Source organism: Streptomyces sp. ISL-99 (assembly GCF_018614005.1).
Classification (GTDB): domain Bacteria; phylum Actinomycetota; class Actinomycetes; order Streptomycetales; family Streptomycetaceae; genus Streptomyces; species Streptomyces flavidovirens.
This window is the reverse complement of sequence record NZ_JAGGPC010000043.1, coordinates 37780-52852: the sequence shown is the minus strand read 5'-3', so window position 1 is coordinate 52852 and position 15073 is coordinate 37780. Positions and strand designations below refer to the sequence as shown.

Sequence of the window (15073 nt, the reverse complement as noted above, 5' to 3'; positions counted from 1 at the left end):
GGTCAAACGCCTACGGCAGCTGCGCCGCGCGCGCCTCGCGCCGGTTGTCGCGGAACGTGTTCACGCGCCGCGCGGTCGCGAAGAGCGGGATGACCGCGCCCATGACGACCTGGAGCGCGCAGCCGGTCGCCAGCAGGACCTGGCCGCCCGGGGCGTCGAACGCCCAGGCCGCCAGCAGCCCCATCGCGCCCACGATCCACGCGAGCATGGCCACCGCGAGGACACCCCGCGGCTTGGGGTACTCGACCCGGCTCACCATCAGCCACGCGACGCCGATGATGGCGAGCAGCGTGGGGATGAAGGGGAGCTCAAGGAGCACGATCGAGACGACCGTCAGCGCACCGAAGGGGCTCGGCATGCCCTGGAACATGCCGTCCTTCATCGTCACGCAGGAGAATCTCGCGAGTCGCAGGACCACCGCCAGCAGCACCACGATCGCCGCCAGTGCCGATACCCGCTGGTGGGCGTCGTCCGCGACCATTCCGTACACCAGCACGAAGTAGGCCGGGGCGAGCCCGAAGCTGATCAGGTCGGAGAGGTTGTCCAGCTCGGCGCCCATCGGCGAGCTGCGGAGCTTGCGCGCCACGAGCCCGTCGCAGAGGTCGAAGATCGCCGCGAGGAGCATCAGGATCACGGCGGTCGCGGCGCTGTGCCGCGCCATGCCGGTCTCCTGGCTGCCCTGGAGGTGCGGAATGAGGATTCCGGTGGTGGTGAAGTACACCGCCATGAATCCGCAGGTCGCGTTGCCGAGGGTGAGGGTGTCCGCTATTGACAGCCGCAGAGAGAGCGGCATGTCCTCGGCGTCGGTGTTCTCGTCCTCGGCCTCCGGCACCCAGCCGGCCTGTGTCTCAGGATCAGTCACGGTCAATTCGAGTCACCCCCGCTGTGGTGACCTGGCCGACCTCGACATCGACCTCGACACCCTCCGGAAGGTAGATGTCGACGCGCGAGCCGAAGCGGATGAGGCCGATGCGCTCGCCCTGCTCGACCTTCGTGCCCTGCGGCACGTACGGGACGATGCGGCGCGCGACGGCACCGGCGATCTGGATCATCTCGATGTCACCGAGCTCGGTGTCGAAGTGCCAGACAACGCGCTCGTTGTTCTCGCTCTCCTTGTTGAACGCCGGGACGAACCCGCCGGGGATGTGCTCGACCGACGTCACCGTGCCCGCGAGGGGGGCACGGTTGACGTGGACGTTCAGCGGGCTCATGAAGATCGCGACGCGGGTACGTCCGTCCTTCCACGGCATGATGCTCTGCACCACTCCGTCGGCCGGGGAGATGACCCGGCCCTGAGTGATCTCGCGCTCGGGGTCGCGGAAGAACCACAGCATGCCCGCCGCGAGCGCGGTGGTGGGCACGGCGACAGCGGCCCAGCGGCCGGACTTGCGGGCCCGGGCGAGGCTGAGCGCCGCAGTGGCGACGGTCGGCAGAAGCCACGGCGATGCTCCGCGAGCAAGGCGTCCCTTGAGGAGGCCGTCGCGTGGTGCAGAGGTTTGGCTGTGGGGCATGGATGACCTTCGTAGCGGATGATGCCGCGCTGGCAACAGGGGGACGGCGGCTTACCGGCGATGGTAGCGGTTGCGGGGCGCAACTGGGCAAGCCAGAAGCCGAGTCGGCGGCCTGAAGCCGATGACAGGGTGTGATCTTTTTCGCGGTCATTTCACCGCGAAAGGGGCAATCAGCCCTGCAACCGGTACTCTTCGAGGAGTCGTCGACCGATGATCATTTTCTGGATCTCGGCGGTACCTTCACCGATGAGCAGCATCGGCGCCTCACGGTAGAGACGCTCGATCTCGTACTCCTTCGAGAACCCGTAGCCGCCATGGATACGGAAGGCGTCCTCGACGACTTCCTTGCAGTACTCGGAGGCGAGGTACTTCGCCATCCCTGCCTCTAGGTCGTTTCGTTCCCCGGAGTCCTTTTTGCGCGCTGCGTTCACCATCATCGCATGCGCGGCCTCGACCTTGGTGGCCATGTCGGCCAGCTTGAACTGAATGGCCTGGTGCTGAGCGATCGGCTTTCCGAAAGTGTGACGTTGCTGGGCATATGAGACGCCCAGCTCGAACGCACGCTGCGCGACGCCGCAACCACGCGCGGCCACATTCACGCGGCCGACCTCGACGCCGTCCATCATTTGGTAAAACCCTCGGCCGGTCGTCCCGCCGAGTACACGATTGGCCGGAATGCGCAGTCCGTCCATGATGAGCTCGGTGGTGTCGACACCCTTGTAGCCCATCTTGTCGATCTTCCCGGGGATGGTCAGGCCGGGCCGGACCTCGCCGAAGCCCGGCTCCTTCTCCACCAGGAAGGTCGTCATCTGCTTGTGCGGGGCCGTGCCCTCGGGGAGACCCTCGTCACTGCGACACAGGACCGCGACGAGCGTGGACGAGCCGCCGTTCGTCAGCCACATCTTCTGGCCGTTGAGGACGTACTCGTCGCCGTCCTTCACGCCCTTCGACGTGATGGCCGACACGTCCGAGCCCAGCGCCGGCTCCGACATCGAGAACGCGCCCCGCACCTCGCCCAGCGCCATGCGCGGCAGGAACGTGTCCTTCTGCTCCTGCGTGCCGTGCTGCTTGAGCATGTACGCCACGATGAAGTGGGTGTTGATGATCCCGGAGACGCTCATCCAGCCACGAGCTATCTCCTCGACACACAGCGCGTATGTGAGAAGGGACTCACCCAGGCCGCCGTACTCCTCGGGGATCATCAGTCCGAAGAGTCCGAGCTCCTTGAGACCCTCGACGATCTCCGTCGGGTACTCGTCGCGGTGCTCCAGCTCGGTCGCGACCGGGATGATCTCCTTGTCGACGAAGTTCCTGACCGTGGCCAGGATTTCCTGCTGGATGTCGGTCAGACCGGCGGTCTGGGCGAGACGGGCCATGGCTACTTCTCCTGGGGCTTCTTTGAAATGTCACGCGGCTCGGGGCGGCCGGGCTGCTCGCCGCCGCGCTCCTTGATGTACGTCTCGGTCGGGACCATCACCTTGCGCCGGAACACGCAGACGACGGTGCCGTCCTGCTTGTAGCCCTTCGTCTCGACGTAGACGATGCCGCGGTCACTCTTGGACTTCGACGGCGTCTTGTCGAGGACGGTCGTCTCGCCGTAGATCGTGTCGCCGTGGAAGGTCGGCGCGATGTGCTTGAGCGACTCGACCTCCAGGTTGGCGATGGCCTTCCCGGAGACGTCCGGCACCGACATGCCGAGCAGCAGCGAGTAGATGTAGTTGCCGACGACGACGTTCTTGCCGAAGTCGGTCGTCTTCTCGGCGTAGTTGCTGTCCATGTGCAGCGGGTGGTGGTTCATGGTCAGCAGGCAGAAGAGATGGTCGTCGTACTCCGTGACCGTCTTTCCGGGCCAGTGCTTGTAGACGGCGCCGACCTCGAACTCCTCGTAAGTGCGTCCGAACTGCATGATCAGGCCTCCGGCGCTTCGAACTTGGAGGTGCGCCGCATGCCGGCCGCGCGTCCCTTGCCGGAGATGACGAGCGCCATCTTGCGGCTGGCCTCGTCGATCATCTCGTCACCGAGCATCGCGGAGCCCTTCTTGCCGCCCGCCTCGGAGGTGTAGTACTCGTACGCGTCCAGGATCAGCTCCGCGTGGTCGAAGTCCTCCTGCGACGGCGAGAAGATCTCGTTCGCGGCGGCGACCTGGTCCGGGTGCAGCACCCACTTGCCGTCGAAGCCGAGGGCGGCAGCGCGCTGCGCGACCGCGCGGTAGCCCTCCTGGTTGCGGATCTGAAGGTAGGGACCGTCGATCGCCTGGAGATTGTGCGTACGGGCCGCCATCAGGATGCGCATCAGGATGTAGTGGTAGGCGTCCGCCGGGTAGCCGGGCGGCTGCTCGCCCACGACCAGCGACTTCATGTTGATCGACGCCATGAAGTCGGCCGGACCGAAGATGATCGTCTCGACGCGGGGCGAGGCGGCCGCGATCGCGTCGACGTTGACCAGGCCCTTGGCGTTCTCGATCTGCGCCTCGATGCCGATCTTGCCGACCTCGAAGCCCATCGTCTTCTCGATCTGCGTCAGCAGGAGGTCCAGCGCCACGACCTGCTGCGCGTCCTGGACCTTCGGCAGCATGATGCAGTCGAGGTTCTGACCCGCGCCCTCCACCACCGTGACGACATCGCGGTACGTCCACTCGGTGGTCCAGTCGTTGACGCGCACGACCCTGGTCTTGCCCGTCCAGTCACCCTCGTTGAGGAACTTCACGATGGTGTGCCGGGCCTCCGGCTTGGCGAGCGGCGCGCAGGCGTCCTCGAGGTCCAGGAAGACCTGGTCCGCGGGCAGGCCCTGGGCCTTCTCGAGGAAGCGCGGGTTCGAGCCGGGGACGGCCAGACAGGAGCGGCGCGGGCGCAGGCGGTTGACGGTCATGCGGAGACCTCCAGAGGGTCGAGCTTGTTCGCTTTCCGGATCTCGTCGACGATACGGCCGATGATCTCCGTGATACCGAAGTCCTTAGGGGTGAAAACTGCGGCCACTCCGGCAGCACGCAGCGCGGCGGCGTCCGCCGGCGGAATGATTCCGCCCGCGATCACCGGAATGTCGGCGGCCCCGGCCTCCCGCAGCCGTACGAGAACGTCCGGCACCAGCTCGGCGTGCGAGCCGGACAGGATGGAAAGACCGACACAGTGCACGTCCTCCGCGAGGGCGGCGCTCACGATCTGCTCGGGCGTCAGCCTGATGCCCTGGTAGACCACCTCGAAGCCCGCATCACGTGCTCGTACGGCGATCTGCTCGGCGCCGTTGGAGTGCCCGTCCAGGCCGGGCTTGCCGACCAGCAGACGCAGCCGCCCCGAGCCGAGCTCGTCGGCCGTACGGGCCACCTTCTCCCGTACGACGGCGAGCGGGGTGCCCGCCTCGGCGGTGACCGCGACCGGGGCGCTGCTCACGCCCGTCGGCGCGCGGAACTCGCCGAAGACGTCCCGCAGCGCCCAGGACCACTCGCCGGTGGTGACGCCCGCGCGGGCGCACTCGACGGTGGGGCCCATCAGGTTCTCGGTGCCCGCCGCGGCCTTCTTGAGGGCCGCCAGAGCCTCGGAGGCGCGGGCCTCGTCGCGGTTGTCGCGCCACTCGTGGAGCTTGGCGACGACGCGGGCCTCGTTGGCCGGGTCGACCGTCATGATCGCGCCGTCCAGGTCCGCAGTGAGCGGGCTGGGCGCCGTCGACTCGAAGCAGTTGACGCCGACGATCTTCTCCTCGCCCGACTCGATGCGGGCGCGCCGCTCCGCGTGCGAGGAGACCAGCTGCGACTTGAGGTAGCCGGACTCGACGGCGGCCATCGCGCCGCCCATCTCCGCGATGCGGTCCATCTCGGCGAAGGACTCGGCGACCAGCGCCTCCACCTTGGCCTCGATGACGTGCGACCCCGCGAAGATGTCCTCGTACTCCAGCAGGTCGCTCTCCAGCGCGAGCACCTGCTGGATGCGCAGCGACCACTGCTGGTCCCAGGGCCGGGGCAGGCCCAGCGCCTCGTTCCAGGCGGGGAGCTGCACGGCGCGGGCGCGGGCGTCCTTGGAGAGGGTGACAGCCAGCATTTCGAGGACGATGCGCTGGACGTTGTTCTCCGGCTGGGCCTCGGTCAGGCCCAGCGAGTTGACCTGCACGCCGTAGCGGAAGCGGCGCTGCTTGTCGTTCTCGATGCCATAGCGCTCGCGCGTGACCTTGTCCCAGATGCGGCCGAAGGCGCGCATCTTGCACATCTCCTCGACGAAGCGGACGCCCGCGTTCACGAAGAAGGAGATACGGGCGACGACGTCCCCGAACTTCTCCGGCGGAACCTGCCCGCTGTCGCGTACGGCGTCGAGTACGGCGATGGCCGTGCTCATGGCGTACGCGATCTCCTGGACCGGCGTGGCGCCGGCCTCCTGGAGGTGGTAGCTGCAGATGTTGATCGGGTTCCACTTGGGGATGTGGTTCACCGTGTAGGTGATCATGTCCGTCGTCAGGCGCAGGCTCGGCACCGGCGGGAAGACGTGCGTCCCGCGCGACAGGTACTCCTTGACGATGTCGTTCTGCGTCGTCCCCTGGAGCTTGGTGATGGCCTCCTTGTCGAGACCTTGCTCCTCCGCGACCACCTGGTACATCGCCAGCAGCCACATGGCGGTGGCGTTGATGGTCATCGAGGTGTTCATCTGCTCCAGGGGGATGTCCTGGAACAGGCGCCGCATGTCACCGAGATGGGAGACCGGGACCCCGACCCGGCCGACCTCGCCGCGGGCGAGGATGTGGTCGGGGTCGTAGCCGGTCTGCGTCGGAAGGTCGAACGCGACCGACAGGCCGGTCTGGCCCTTGGCGAGGTTGTTGCGGTACAGCTCGTTGGACGCCTCGGCCGTCGAGTGACCGGCGTACGTCCGCATGAGCCAGGGCCGGTCCTTCCGACGCTCACTCATCAGATGTTCCTGAAGCGGTTGATCGCGTCGATGTGCTGCTCGCGCAGCTCCTGGTTGCGGACGCCGAGACCCTCGCGGGGCGCAAGCGCCAGGACGCCGACCTTGCCCTGGTGCAGGTTGCGGTGGACGTCGTACGCCGCCTGGCCGGTGTCCTCCAGCGAGTACACCTTCGACAGGGTCGGGTGGATCTTGCCCTTGGCGATCAGGCGGTTGGCCTCCCACGCCTCGCGGTAGTTCGCGAAGTGCGAGCCGATGATCCGCTTCAGCGACATCCACAGGTAGCGGTTGTCGTACTCGTGCATGTAGCCCGAGGTCGAGGCGCAGGTGGTGATCGTGCCGCCCTTGCGGGTGACGTACACGCTCGCGCCGAAGGTCTCACGGCCGGGGTGCTCGAAGACGATGTCGATGTCCTCGCCGCCCGTCAGCTCGCGGATGCGCTTGCCGAAGCGCTTCCACTCCTTGGGGTCCTGGGTGTGCTCGTCCTTCCAGAACTTGTAGCCCTCGGCGTTGCGGTCGATGATCGCCTCGGCGCCCATGGACCGGCAGATGTCGGCCTTCTGGTCGCTGGAGACGACACAGATGGGGTTGGCGCCACCGGCCAGCGCGAACTGGGTGGCGTACGAACCGAGTCCGCCGCTCGCGCCCCAGATCAGCACGTTGTCGCCCTGCTTCATGCCGGCGCCGTTGCGCGAGACGAGCTGGCGGTACGCGGTGGAGTTGACCAGGCCGGGGGCCGCCGCCTCCTCCCAGCTGAGGTGGTCGGGCTTGGGCATCAGCTGGTTGGACTTGACGAGCGCGATCTCGGCGAGGCCGCCGAAGTTCGTCTCGAAGCCCCAGATGCGCTGCTCGGGGTCGAGCATCGTGTCGTTGTGGCCGTCGGACGACTCCAGCTCGACGGACAGGCAGTGCGCGACGACCTCGTCGCCCGGCTTCCAGGCGTTCACGCCGGGGCCGGTGCGCAGGACGACGCCCGCGAGGTCCGAGCCGATGACGTGGTACGGGAGGTCGTGGCGCTTGCTCAGGTCGCTGAGCCTGCCGTACCGCTCCAGGAACCCGAAGGTCGAGACCGGCTCGAAGATCGAGGTCCAGACGGAGTTGTAGTTCACCGAGCTGGCCATGACCGCCACCAGGGCCTCGCCCGGACCGAGCTCGGGCACCGGCACGTCCTCGACGTGCAGGGACTTGCGCGGGTCCTTGTCGCGGCTGGCGACGCCGTCGAACATCTCGGCCTCGTCCTTGTGCACGGTCACCGCGCGGTAGGACTCGGGGATGGACAGCGCGGCGATGTCTGCGGCGGAACTGTCCTGCGACTGGATCGCGTCCAGGATTTCCTTCACGGGGTGCCTCCGGCGAAGCGCGTTTTTGAGGGAACGCTTTGAGGGGATACGACGGGATGCTGCTGTGGAGGTGTGCCGTCGGTTCGGCGGTGGTGCGGGTGTTCGGCAGCGCGGGTAGCGCGGGAGGTTGCCTGTGACGCAGGCGCCCGGGCGCACAAACACGTGGGTTTGCGGGGACAGCCGGCGTACGAAAGATCACTGCACGCCGGCCGCCCGGACAACATCAACGTATGACACCCCGTGCCACGTGACAAGACACTGAGTGCCAACAATTTCTCTCACTTGTCACCTCGCCGTCACACATGAGCGATGATCGATCGAATGGCTCCATGAGACCACGTGAAGACGCCGCCCGCCTCCCGGAAATCCGGGGGCGGACGGCGTCTGCGGCCGGCGCGAACGCGGCCTGTTCAGCTCTGCTTGAGTGCTCGCTCGATCGTGCGCATGACCTCGTCCAGAGGCGCGTCGGTACGGGCCACCGTCACCAGCACGTCGCCGCTCACCGAGGCCGAGGCGGAAGGCGACTGCTCGGGCTTCCGGCGCCCCGCGGACGTGGAGCGCCCCGCGCCGATGCCCGTGCCGAAGGTGTCGCGGACGATCGAGAACGCGTGGTCGAGCTGCGCCTCCACGTCGCCCTGGCCGCCCGCCCGCAGCCAGCGCCGCAGTACGTGGTTGTGTGCCGTCACCACGGCCGACGCCGCCACCTCCGCCAGCAGCGGGTCGTCGTTGCCGTCGTGCTGGTCGTGCTCGTCGAAGTGGCCCAGCAGATAGCGCGTGAACAGCCGCTCGTAGCGGGCCACCGAGGCGATCTCCGCCTCGCGCAGCGTCGGGACCTCGCGGGTGAGCTTGTAGCGGGCCACGGAGACGGCGGGGGACGCCGCGTACATCCGCATGACTTCCTTGATGCCCCGGCAGACGGTGTCCAGCGGGTGCTCGTGCGGGGACGCCGCGTTGAGCACCGCCTCCGCGCGCACGAGAGTGTCGTCGTGGTCCGGGAAGATCGCCTCTTCCTTGGAACGGAAGTGCCGGAAGAAGGTCCGCCGGGCGACCCCGCCCGCGGCGGCGATCTCGTCGACGGTCGTCGCCTCGTACCCCTTCGTCGCGAACAGCTCCATCGCCGCGGCCGACAGTTCCCGGCGCATCTTGAGCCGCTGGGCAGCCGCCCGGCTGCCCGCGGCGCTCTCAGGCGCGTCGGAAGCAGGGTTCACACGTGACGGTCGACGGGGGGAGTCAGCGGGCTGGGACATGCCCCGAACGTACTGCATCCGCGCAGGAGAGCGCGCCTGTGGGTGCGGGCTGCCGGCCGGCTCCAGCAGTCCGCCCCATCCGGTCACACCCTCCTGCTCAGCGCCCGGCATACTCCCGGAAGCCCCGCCCCGTCTTGCGGCCGAGGCACCCCGCCGCCACCAGGTGTTCGAGCAGCGGGGCCGGGGCGAGGCCAGGATCGCGGAACTCGCCGTGCAGCACCTTCTGGATGGCGAGGGAGACGTCCAGGCCCACGACGTCGAGGAGCTCGAAGGGGCCCATCGGATAGCCGCCTCCCAGCTTCATCGCGGCGTCGATGTCGTTCAGCGTCGCGTAGTGCTGCTCGACCATCTTGACCGCGTTGTTGAGGTACGGGAAGAGGAGCGCGTTCACGATGAACCCGGCCCGGTCGCCGCAGTCCACGGGGTGCTTGCGGATCTTCACGCACACCTCCCGGATCGTCGCGTGGACCGCGTCCGACGTGAGGACGGTACGGACGACCTCGACCAGCTTCATCGCGGGCGCCGGGTTGAAGAAGTGCATCCCGATGACGTCCTGCGGGCGCGAGGTCGCGCGGGCGCAGGCCACGACGGGCAGTGAGGACGTGGTCGTGGCCAGCACCGCACCCGGCTTGCAGACCTTGTCGAGCGTCTCGAAGAGCTGCTGCTTGACCTCCAGGTCCTCCGCGACCGCCTCCACCGCCAGATCGACGTCGGAGAACGCGTCGAGCGAGCCCGCGGGCGTGACCCGGTCCAGCGTCTCGTCGCGCGCCTCGGCCGTCATCCGGCCCTTGTCAACAGAGCGGGAAAGGGACTTGGCGATACGGGCCTTCGCCTTGTCCGCCTTCTCCTGGCTCCGGGCCGCGAGCACCACGTCGTAACCGGCCTTCGCGAAGACCTCGGCGATACCGGACGCCATGGTCCCGGACCCGGCGACACCGACCGACCGCACCGGCCGGCCGGGCGTGACGCCCGCGGACTCCAGCGGGGTGAGCGCGTCGCGCACCACGGTCTGGCTGCCGACCGCCTCGTACGTGTAGAAGCCGCGCCCCGACTTGCGGCCGCGCAGCCCCGCCTCGCTGAGCTGCTTCAGGATGGGGGCGGGGGCGTGCAGCCGGTCGTGGGACTCGGCGTACATCGCGTCCAGGACGGTACGGGCCGTGTCGATGCCGATCAGGTCCAGCAGGGCGAGCGGGCCCATCGGCAGGCCGCAGCCGAGCTTCATCGCGGCGTCGATGTCCTCGCGGGAGGCGTACTTCGCCTCGTACATCGCGGCGGCCTGGTTGAGGTAGCCGAAGAGGAGCCCGTCGGCGACGAAACCGGGCCGGTCACCTACTGCGACCGGCTCCTTGCCCAGGTCGCGGGCGAGCGCGGTGACGGCTTCGACGGCCTGCGGGGCGGTGAGCACCGAGGAGACGATCTCGACCAGCTTCATCGCGGGCGCCGGGTTGAAGAAGTGCATCCCGAGGACGCGCTCGGGGTGCGCGGAGTCGGCGGCGAGGCGGGTCACGGACAGCGCGTTCGTGCCGGTCGCCAGGACCGTGGTGGGGCGCACGATGGCGTCGAGCGCGCGGAAGACCTGCTGCTTGGCCTCGTACGACTCGTGCACGACCTCGATCACCAGATCGGCGTCCGCGGCGGCCTGAAGATCGCTGAACGTACGGAAACGGGCGAGGGCGTCACGCCGCTCCTCGTCCGTCATCCGCCCGCGCTCCACCGCGCGGGCGGTGGAGGCCTCGAGCGAGGACACGGCCAGCCGGGCGGCCTCTTCGCTTATGTCGATGCCGATGACTTCACGGCCGGCGCGGGCCAGGATCTCGGCGATGCCGGTGCCCATGGTGCCGAGTCCGACCACGGCGACGGTACTGAGAGGGGTGTCCATCACGGGACTCCAGACAATGAGTGACGACTGAGGGGCACACGCACCGCGTCGCGGGGTACGCCAAGGGGCGCACGGCGCAAGGGAGTTGCGTGCGGAGGGCGCGCGGAACGCGCGAAGCGGTCGAGCTGCGGGGCCGACGGACCCTGTCCCGGAGTCACGTCGCGGAAGAAAACACCGAACCGACAAAGCACTCGGGGCGGCTGCGTCACCAGGCCGCCATGAGGTGATCAATCAGCGGGGGGTGGCCCGCTCACTTGAGAGTAACCGGCGAGTAACGAGCGCGCCAGACCTGGCGGGATGTGATCTAGGACGCCTGTGCGCTGCATACGCTTGCGCCATGGACGAGGAGCTGCGGTCGCTCGCCGACCGGGTACGGAGTGAGGCCGGGTCCGGGCCGGGTGGTGCCGCGGCGTACGAGCGGCTGCTCGCCACCGAGGACCCGGACGAACTGGCCAGGGTGCTCACCGAGACGGAACGCCCGCTGTGGGCCCGCGAGATGGCCGCCTTCCGGCTGGGCTGCGCCGGCGACCGCAGGGCCTTCGAGACGCTGGTGCTGCTCCTCAACCACCGAGATCCGCAGCGGTGCGGCACCGCCGCGTACGCGCTGGCGCGCCTCGGTGACCCGCGTACCGCCCGCGCGGCGGCCGCGCTGGCCACGAACTCGCTGCGTACCGCGTACGCGCTGCATCCGGTACGGCTGCTCACCGAGCTCCGGGCGCCCGAGACCGTACCGGCGCTGATCACCACGCTGCGCGGGCTGCTCGCCCCGGCGAACCCCCATTGGCGGGTGGCGCTCGCCTGCGTCGAGGGTCTGGGGCAGCTGCGGGACGCGCGGGCCCGGCCGGTGCTCGAAGCGGCGCTGGGTCACCCGCGGTTGGTCGCCGCCGCGTCCGCCGCGCTCAGCCGCCTGAAGTAACGCGTCTCGGGCACGGCGACGCCGTCCACGTCGAACGGCGCCTCGGTCCCGTCGGGCGCGAAGCCGGCCTTCGTGTAGAAGCGGCGGGCGGGCGCGTTCTCGGTGAGGACCCACAGGAGCATGCGCCGGTGGCCGTCGGCGGCGGCGCGCGCGAGCACCTCGGCGGTCAGGGCGCGGCCGACGCCGGTGGAGTGGTGTTCGGGCAGGACGTAGAGGGCGTACAGCTCCGCGTCGGCGGTCCGCCCGCCCTCCTCGTCGCGGTACGGGCCGTAGCAGGCCCAGCCGATCACCTGCCCGTCACGCTCCGCGACCAGACTGCGGCCCGCGCTGTCGCCCCTGGCGAGGTGGTCGCGGAGCCGGGCGGCGCCCTTCTCGACGCTCATCGCGTCCAGATACGTCTGCGGCATCATCCCGGCGTACGTCGACTGCCAGCCGCGCACGCGGACGTGTGCGACGGCCTCGCAGTCGTCGAGGGTCATGTCCCGCAGGCGTACGCCGCTCATAGGGCCCGCATGCTGGCCGGTGTGAGGCCGCGGAGCAGGCGGACGTACGGGCTCCAGCGGGCGGTCCGGGCGACGGTGCCGGTGAGTGCCGACTCGGCCCGGTCGAGGCTGTCTTCGAGGACCGCGTCGTGGAAGGCCCGGTAGGCCAGCGGCCAGGTGAGCAGGGCCGGGCCCGTGACCTTCATGGCGAGCGTGTGGCGCAGCACGCTCCGGCCGTCGCCGGTGGCGTGCGCGGTGTACTCGTGAAAGCCGTCGAAGCCGCGCGGCCCGCTGAAGGTGAAGCGGACCCATTGCCGGGGGACGTACGAGGTCACGGTGTAGCGCACCGGTCCGTGGCCGCCGCTGGAGCCGGGCGTCAGGCCGTTGTCCAGGGACATGCGGGGCCAGGGGCCGCCGGGCCAGAGGCGGTCGTCCGCGGTGGCGAGGGTGTCGATGAGCGCGCCGGTCTCGGCCACCGTGGCCGGCAGGATGCGCTCGTGGACGTTGAAGGCTGCTGCGGACATGAGGACTCCCGAGGTCGGTCGCACCGTTTTGGAGAGGTCTCTCCAATAAATTGGAGGGTACTCTCCAGAACATGGCGAGACCACCCCGGTACGACTCCGCGCTCCTCCTCGACGCCGCCGTGATCCTCGCGGCCCAGGGCGGCCCGGCCGCCGTCACCATGGCGGCCGTCGCCCAGGCGGCCGGCGCCCCGAGCGGCTCCGTCTACCACCGCTTCCCGTCCCGGACCGCGCTGCTGGCCGAGGTGTGGCTGCGTACCGTCGAGCGGTTCCAGGAGGGGTACCTCGCGGTGCTGACCGCGTCCGGCGACGATCCCCGGCGGGCCGCTGTCGCCGCGTCGCGGCAGGTGGTGGCGTGGAGCCGGGAAAACCAGGAGGAGGCGGCGCTCCTGCTGCACGGCCCCGAGGCGTTCAACAGGAGCCAGTGGCCGCGAGAGCAGCTCGCCCGCGCGGACGAGGGCAATCGCCGGGTCTTCGGGGCCGTCTCCGCGCTCGGCTCGGCCCTCGGAGTGACCGGCGGCGTCGAGGCGGAGCGCCTCTCCCTCGCGCTCGTCGACCTGCCGCTCGCGCTGGTACGCCGGCATGTGCGGGTCGGCGGGAGCCTCCCCGCACATGCCGAACAACTGGCCGCGGACAGCACGGCCCTGCTGCTGTCCGACCTGCCACCCGGCCCGTAGGTCAGGCGCGGAAGCCGAGCAGGCCGTGCAGGGTGCTGCCCTCCGTCGGGACCGCCGCCCTCTCGGGCGGCAGCGGCTTCGGGTCGGGCAACGCGTCGCAGACCGCGTCCGCGTCACCGCTGCCGGAACCGCGCGGCACCTTGCCGGTCGCGAGATAGTCCGCCAAATAGCGGTCCACGCAGGCGTTTCCGGTCAGTGCGATGCCGTGGTTGCCGCCGCCTTCCTCGACCACGAGCGCCGACCGGGACAGCATCCGGTGCAGGGTGACCCCGCCGCCGTACGGCGTGGCGGCGTCCTCCGTCGCCTGGAGCAGGAGCACCGGCGGCAGCTTGTCGTTCGTGACGTCCGGCGGATTCAGCGACCGGGTGGGCCAGAAGGCGCACGGCGCGTTGTACCAGGCGTTGTTCCAGGTCGAGAAGGGCGCCTTCTCGTGCACGTCCCAGTTGTCCTTGCGCCAGGTGGCCCAGTCGCGCGGCCACGAGGCGTCCCGGCACTGCACCGACGTATAGATGCTGTAGCCGTTGTCGCCGGCGGCGTCGGTAGCGCCGAAGTTCTTGTACGCCCCGAGCAGCGGCAGCGCGTCCTTCTCGTTCACGTACGCCGCGAACGCCTCGGCGAGGTGGGGCCAGTAGCCGTTGAAGTAGGCGCCGGGCAGGTACGTGTCCTCCAGCTCGGTCGGGCCGACCTTCTTGCCCGCGGGGCTCTTGCGCAGCGCCTCGCGCATCCGGTACCACTTGGCCTCGACCTCCGCCGGATCGCTGCCGAGTCCGTACGTCGCGTCGTACTTGGCGACCCAGGCGGCGAACGCCTTGTGGCGCGCGTCGAACGCGTAGTCCTGCGCGATGTTGTTGTCGTACCAGGTGCCCGTCGGGTCGACGATGCTGTCCAGGGCGAGCCGCCGCACCCGCTGCGGATAGAGCTTCGCGTACACGGCGCCGAGGTAGGTGCCGTACGAGTAGCCGAAGTAGTTGATCCGCCGCGCGCCGAGTGCCCGGCGGACGACGTCCAGGTCCCGGGCGGCGTTCACGGTGTTGATGTGCGGCAGCACATCGCCGTACTTGTCGCCGCACGCCTTGGCGAACGCCTGTGCCCGGTGGACGTTGGCCCGCTCGTCCTTCTCGCCGCGCGGTACGGAATCCGGGCGTACGGGCGAGGCGTGCCCGGGCCGGCAGTCGAAGGCCGGTTTACTCGCGCCCACGCCGCGTGGATCGAAGCCGATGACGTCGTACTGCGCCGCCACCTTCCTCGGCAGTGCGCCGGCCACGAAACCGGCCAGTGACAGGCCGCTGCCGCCGGGGCCGCCCGGATTGACGAGCAGCGGTCCCTGGAATTTCCTGGCGGTGTGCCGTACGCGCGACAGCGCGAGGGTGATCTTCCTGCCGCGCGGATCGGCGTGGTTCAGAGGCACCTCGACCGACGAACACTGGAGCTTCGGATATTTCTTGCTGCCGCAGCTGGTCCATTTGAGCGTGGTGCCCGCCGCGGCGGAAGCGGCCCCGGCGTCCGCCGAGACCGCGGGTGGTACGGCCGTGACCAGTCCGGCCACCGTCGCTCCGACGGCGAACAGGACTCCTGCGCGTTTCTTCACTGAGCCTCCCGTGCTGGGGGGAATGTGGC

Annotated in this window: 14 protein-coding genes; 2 read left to right on the top strand and 12 right to left on the bottom strand. The window is 69.3% G+C overall.

Annotated features, from left to right (window positions below):
- Window positions 1–10: 10 nt before the first annotated feature.
- The 9 genes from pssA to J7E91_RS25335 all read right to left on the bottom strand — a co-directional run bounded on the left by pssA (window position 11) and on the right by J7E91_RS25335 (window position 10860).
- A complete protein-coding gene (gene pssA, locus J7E91_RS25375) occupies window positions 11–868 on the bottom strand; it encodes a CDP-diacylglycerol--serine O-phosphatidyltransferase (RefSeq protein WP_251016229.1) in 858 nt (285 codons plus the stop codon).
- Window positions 855–1511 carry a phosphatidylserine decarboxylase gene (locus J7E91_RS25370; protein ID WP_028812974.1) on the bottom strand — a complete coding sequence of 219 codons (657 nt, stop codon included), beginning with the start codon at window positions 1509–1511 and terminating at the stop codon, window positions 855–857. The genes pssA and J7E91_RS25370 overlap by 14 nt, the downstream gene beginning before the upstream one ends.
- A 170-nt stretch (window positions 1512–1681) precedes the next feature.
- Window positions 1682–2887: an acyl-CoA dehydrogenase family protein gene (locus J7E91_RS25365; protein ID WP_214908595.1), complete on the bottom strand. Its 1206-nt coding sequence runs from the start codon at window positions 2885–2887 to the stop codon at window positions 1682–1684.
- A gap of 2 nt (window positions 2888–2889) precedes the next feature.
- The gene (locus J7E91_RS25360; protein ID WP_214908593.1) at window positions 2890–3417 is read right to left on the bottom strand and encodes a MaoC family dehydratase; all 528 of its coding nucleotides are present in this window, start codon (window positions 3415–3417) and stop codon (window positions 2890–2892) included.
- Window positions 3418–3419: 2 nt separating this feature from the next.
- On the bottom strand, window positions 3420–4379 hold the full coding sequence (locus tag J7E91_RS25355) for a CoA ester lyase (RefSeq protein WP_214908591.1): 960 nt from the start codon (window positions 4377–4379) through the stop codon (window positions 3420–3422).
- A complete protein-coding gene (locus tag J7E91_RS25350; RefSeq protein ID WP_214908589.1) occupies window positions 4376–6397 on the bottom strand; it encodes a protein meaA in 2022 nt (673 codons plus the stop codon). Before J7E91_RS25350 ends, J7E91_RS25355 begins: the two co-directional genes overlap by 4 nt.
- Window positions 6397–7734: a crotonyl-CoA carboxylase/reductase gene (gene ccrA, locus J7E91_RS25345; protein ID WP_214908587.1), complete on the bottom strand. Its 1338-nt coding sequence runs from the start codon at window positions 7732–7734 to the stop codon at window positions 6397–6399. The genes J7E91_RS25350 and ccrA overlap by 1 nt, the downstream gene beginning before the upstream one ends.
- A 410-nt stretch (window positions 7735–8144) precedes the next feature.
- Complete coding sequence (locus J7E91_RS25340) at window positions 8145–8981, bottom strand: TetR family transcriptional regulator (protein WP_214908585.1); 837 nt, start codon at window positions 8979–8981, stop codon at window positions 8145–8147.
- 97 nt (window positions 8982–9078) lie between these two features.
- Window positions 9079–10860: a 3-hydroxyacyl-CoA dehydrogenase family protein gene (locus J7E91_RS25335; protein WP_214908583.1), complete on the bottom strand. Its 1782-nt coding sequence runs from the start codon at window positions 10858–10860 to the stop codon at window positions 9079–9081.
- A 337-nt stretch (window positions 10861–11197) separates the two neighbouring features.
- Here J7E91_RS25335 and J7E91_RS25330 point away from each other — a divergent pair, with 337 nt between their 5' ends.
- A complete protein-coding gene (locus J7E91_RS25330) occupies window positions 11198–11776 on the top strand; it encodes an adenylosuccinate lyase (protein WP_214908581.1) in 579 nt (192 codons plus the stop codon).
- Here J7E91_RS25330 and J7E91_RS25325 read toward each other — a convergent pair.
- Window positions 11725–12279 carry a GNAT family N-acetyltransferase gene (locus J7E91_RS25325; RefSeq protein WP_214908579.1) on the bottom strand — a complete coding sequence of 185 codons (555 nt, stop codon included), beginning with the start codon at window positions 12277–12279 and terminating at the stop codon, window positions 11725–11727. The two genes, J7E91_RS25330 and J7E91_RS25325, sit on opposite strands and share 52 nt — an antisense overlap.
- Window positions 12276–12782 carry an SRPBCC family protein gene (locus J7E91_RS25320; protein WP_214908576.1) on the bottom strand — a complete coding sequence of 169 codons (507 nt, stop codon included), beginning with the start codon at window positions 12780–12782 and terminating at the stop codon, window positions 12276–12278. The genes J7E91_RS25325 and J7E91_RS25320 overlap by 4 nt, the downstream gene beginning before the upstream one ends.
- 71 nt (window positions 12783–12853) lie before the next feature.
- Here J7E91_RS25320 and J7E91_RS25315 point away from each other — a divergent pair, with 71 nt between their 5' ends.
- Window positions 12854–13456 (top strand): TetR/AcrR family transcriptional regulator, encoded by a 603-nt coding sequence (locus J7E91_RS25315; RefSeq protein WP_214908574.1) that lies wholly within the window; start codon window positions 12854–12856, stop codon window positions 13454–13456.
- Window position 13457: 1 nt separating this feature from the next.
- On the opposite strand, the gene J7E91_RS25310 is transcribed toward J7E91_RS25315, so the two are convergent.
- Complete coding sequence (locus tag J7E91_RS25310) at window positions 13458–15044, bottom strand: alpha/beta hydrolase (protein ID WP_308377062.1); 1587 nt, start codon at window positions 15042–15044, stop codon at window positions 13458–13460.
- Window positions 15045–15073: the final 29 nt, after the last annotated feature.

Bases quoted from the DNA above. Each gene is read 5' to 3' on its own strand.
- J7E91_RS25370 (WP_028812974.1), bottom strand. From the start codon at position 1,511: ATGCCCCACAGCCAAACCTCTGCACCACGCGACGGCCTCCTCAAGGGA.
- J7E91_RS25365 (WP_214908595.1), bottom strand. From the start codon at position 2,887: ATGGCCCGTCTCGCCCAGACCGCCGGTCTGACCGACATCCAGCAGGAA.
- J7E91_RS25360 (WP_214908593.1), bottom strand. From the start codon at position 3,417: ATGCAGTTCGGACGCACTTACGAGGAGTTCGAGGTCGGCGCCGTCTAC.
- J7E91_RS25355 (WP_214908591.1), bottom strand. From the start codon at position 4,379: ATGACCGTCAACCGCCTGCGCCCGCGCCGCTCCTGTCTGGCCGTCCCC.
- J7E91_RS25350 (WP_214908589.1), bottom strand. From the start codon at position 6,397: ATGAGTGAGCGTCGGAAGGACCGGCCCTGGCTCATGCGGACGTACGCC.
- J7E91_RS25340 (WP_214908585.1), bottom strand. From the start codon at position 8,981: ATGTCCCAGCCCGCTGACTCCCCCCGTCGACCGTCACGTGTGAACCCT.
- J7E91_RS25335 (WP_214908583.1), bottom strand. From the start codon at position 10,860: ATGGACACCCCTCTCAGTACCGTCGCCGTGGTCGGACTCGGCACCATG.
- J7E91_RS25330 (WP_214908581.1), top strand. From the start codon at position 11,198: ATGGACGAGGAGCTGCGGTCGCTCGCCGACCGGGTACGGAGTGAGGCC.
- J7E91_RS25325 (WP_214908579.1), bottom strand. From the start codon at position 12,279: ATGAGCGGCGTACGCCTGCGGGACATGACCCTCGACGACTGCGAGGCC.
- J7E91_RS25320 (WP_214908576.1), bottom strand. From the start codon at position 12,782: ATGTCCGCAGCAGCCTTCAACGTCCACGAGCGCATCCTGCCGGCCACG.
- J7E91_RS25315 (WP_214908574.1), top strand. From the start codon at position 12,854: ATGGCGAGACCACCCCGGTACGACTCCGCGCTCCTCCTCGACGCCGCC.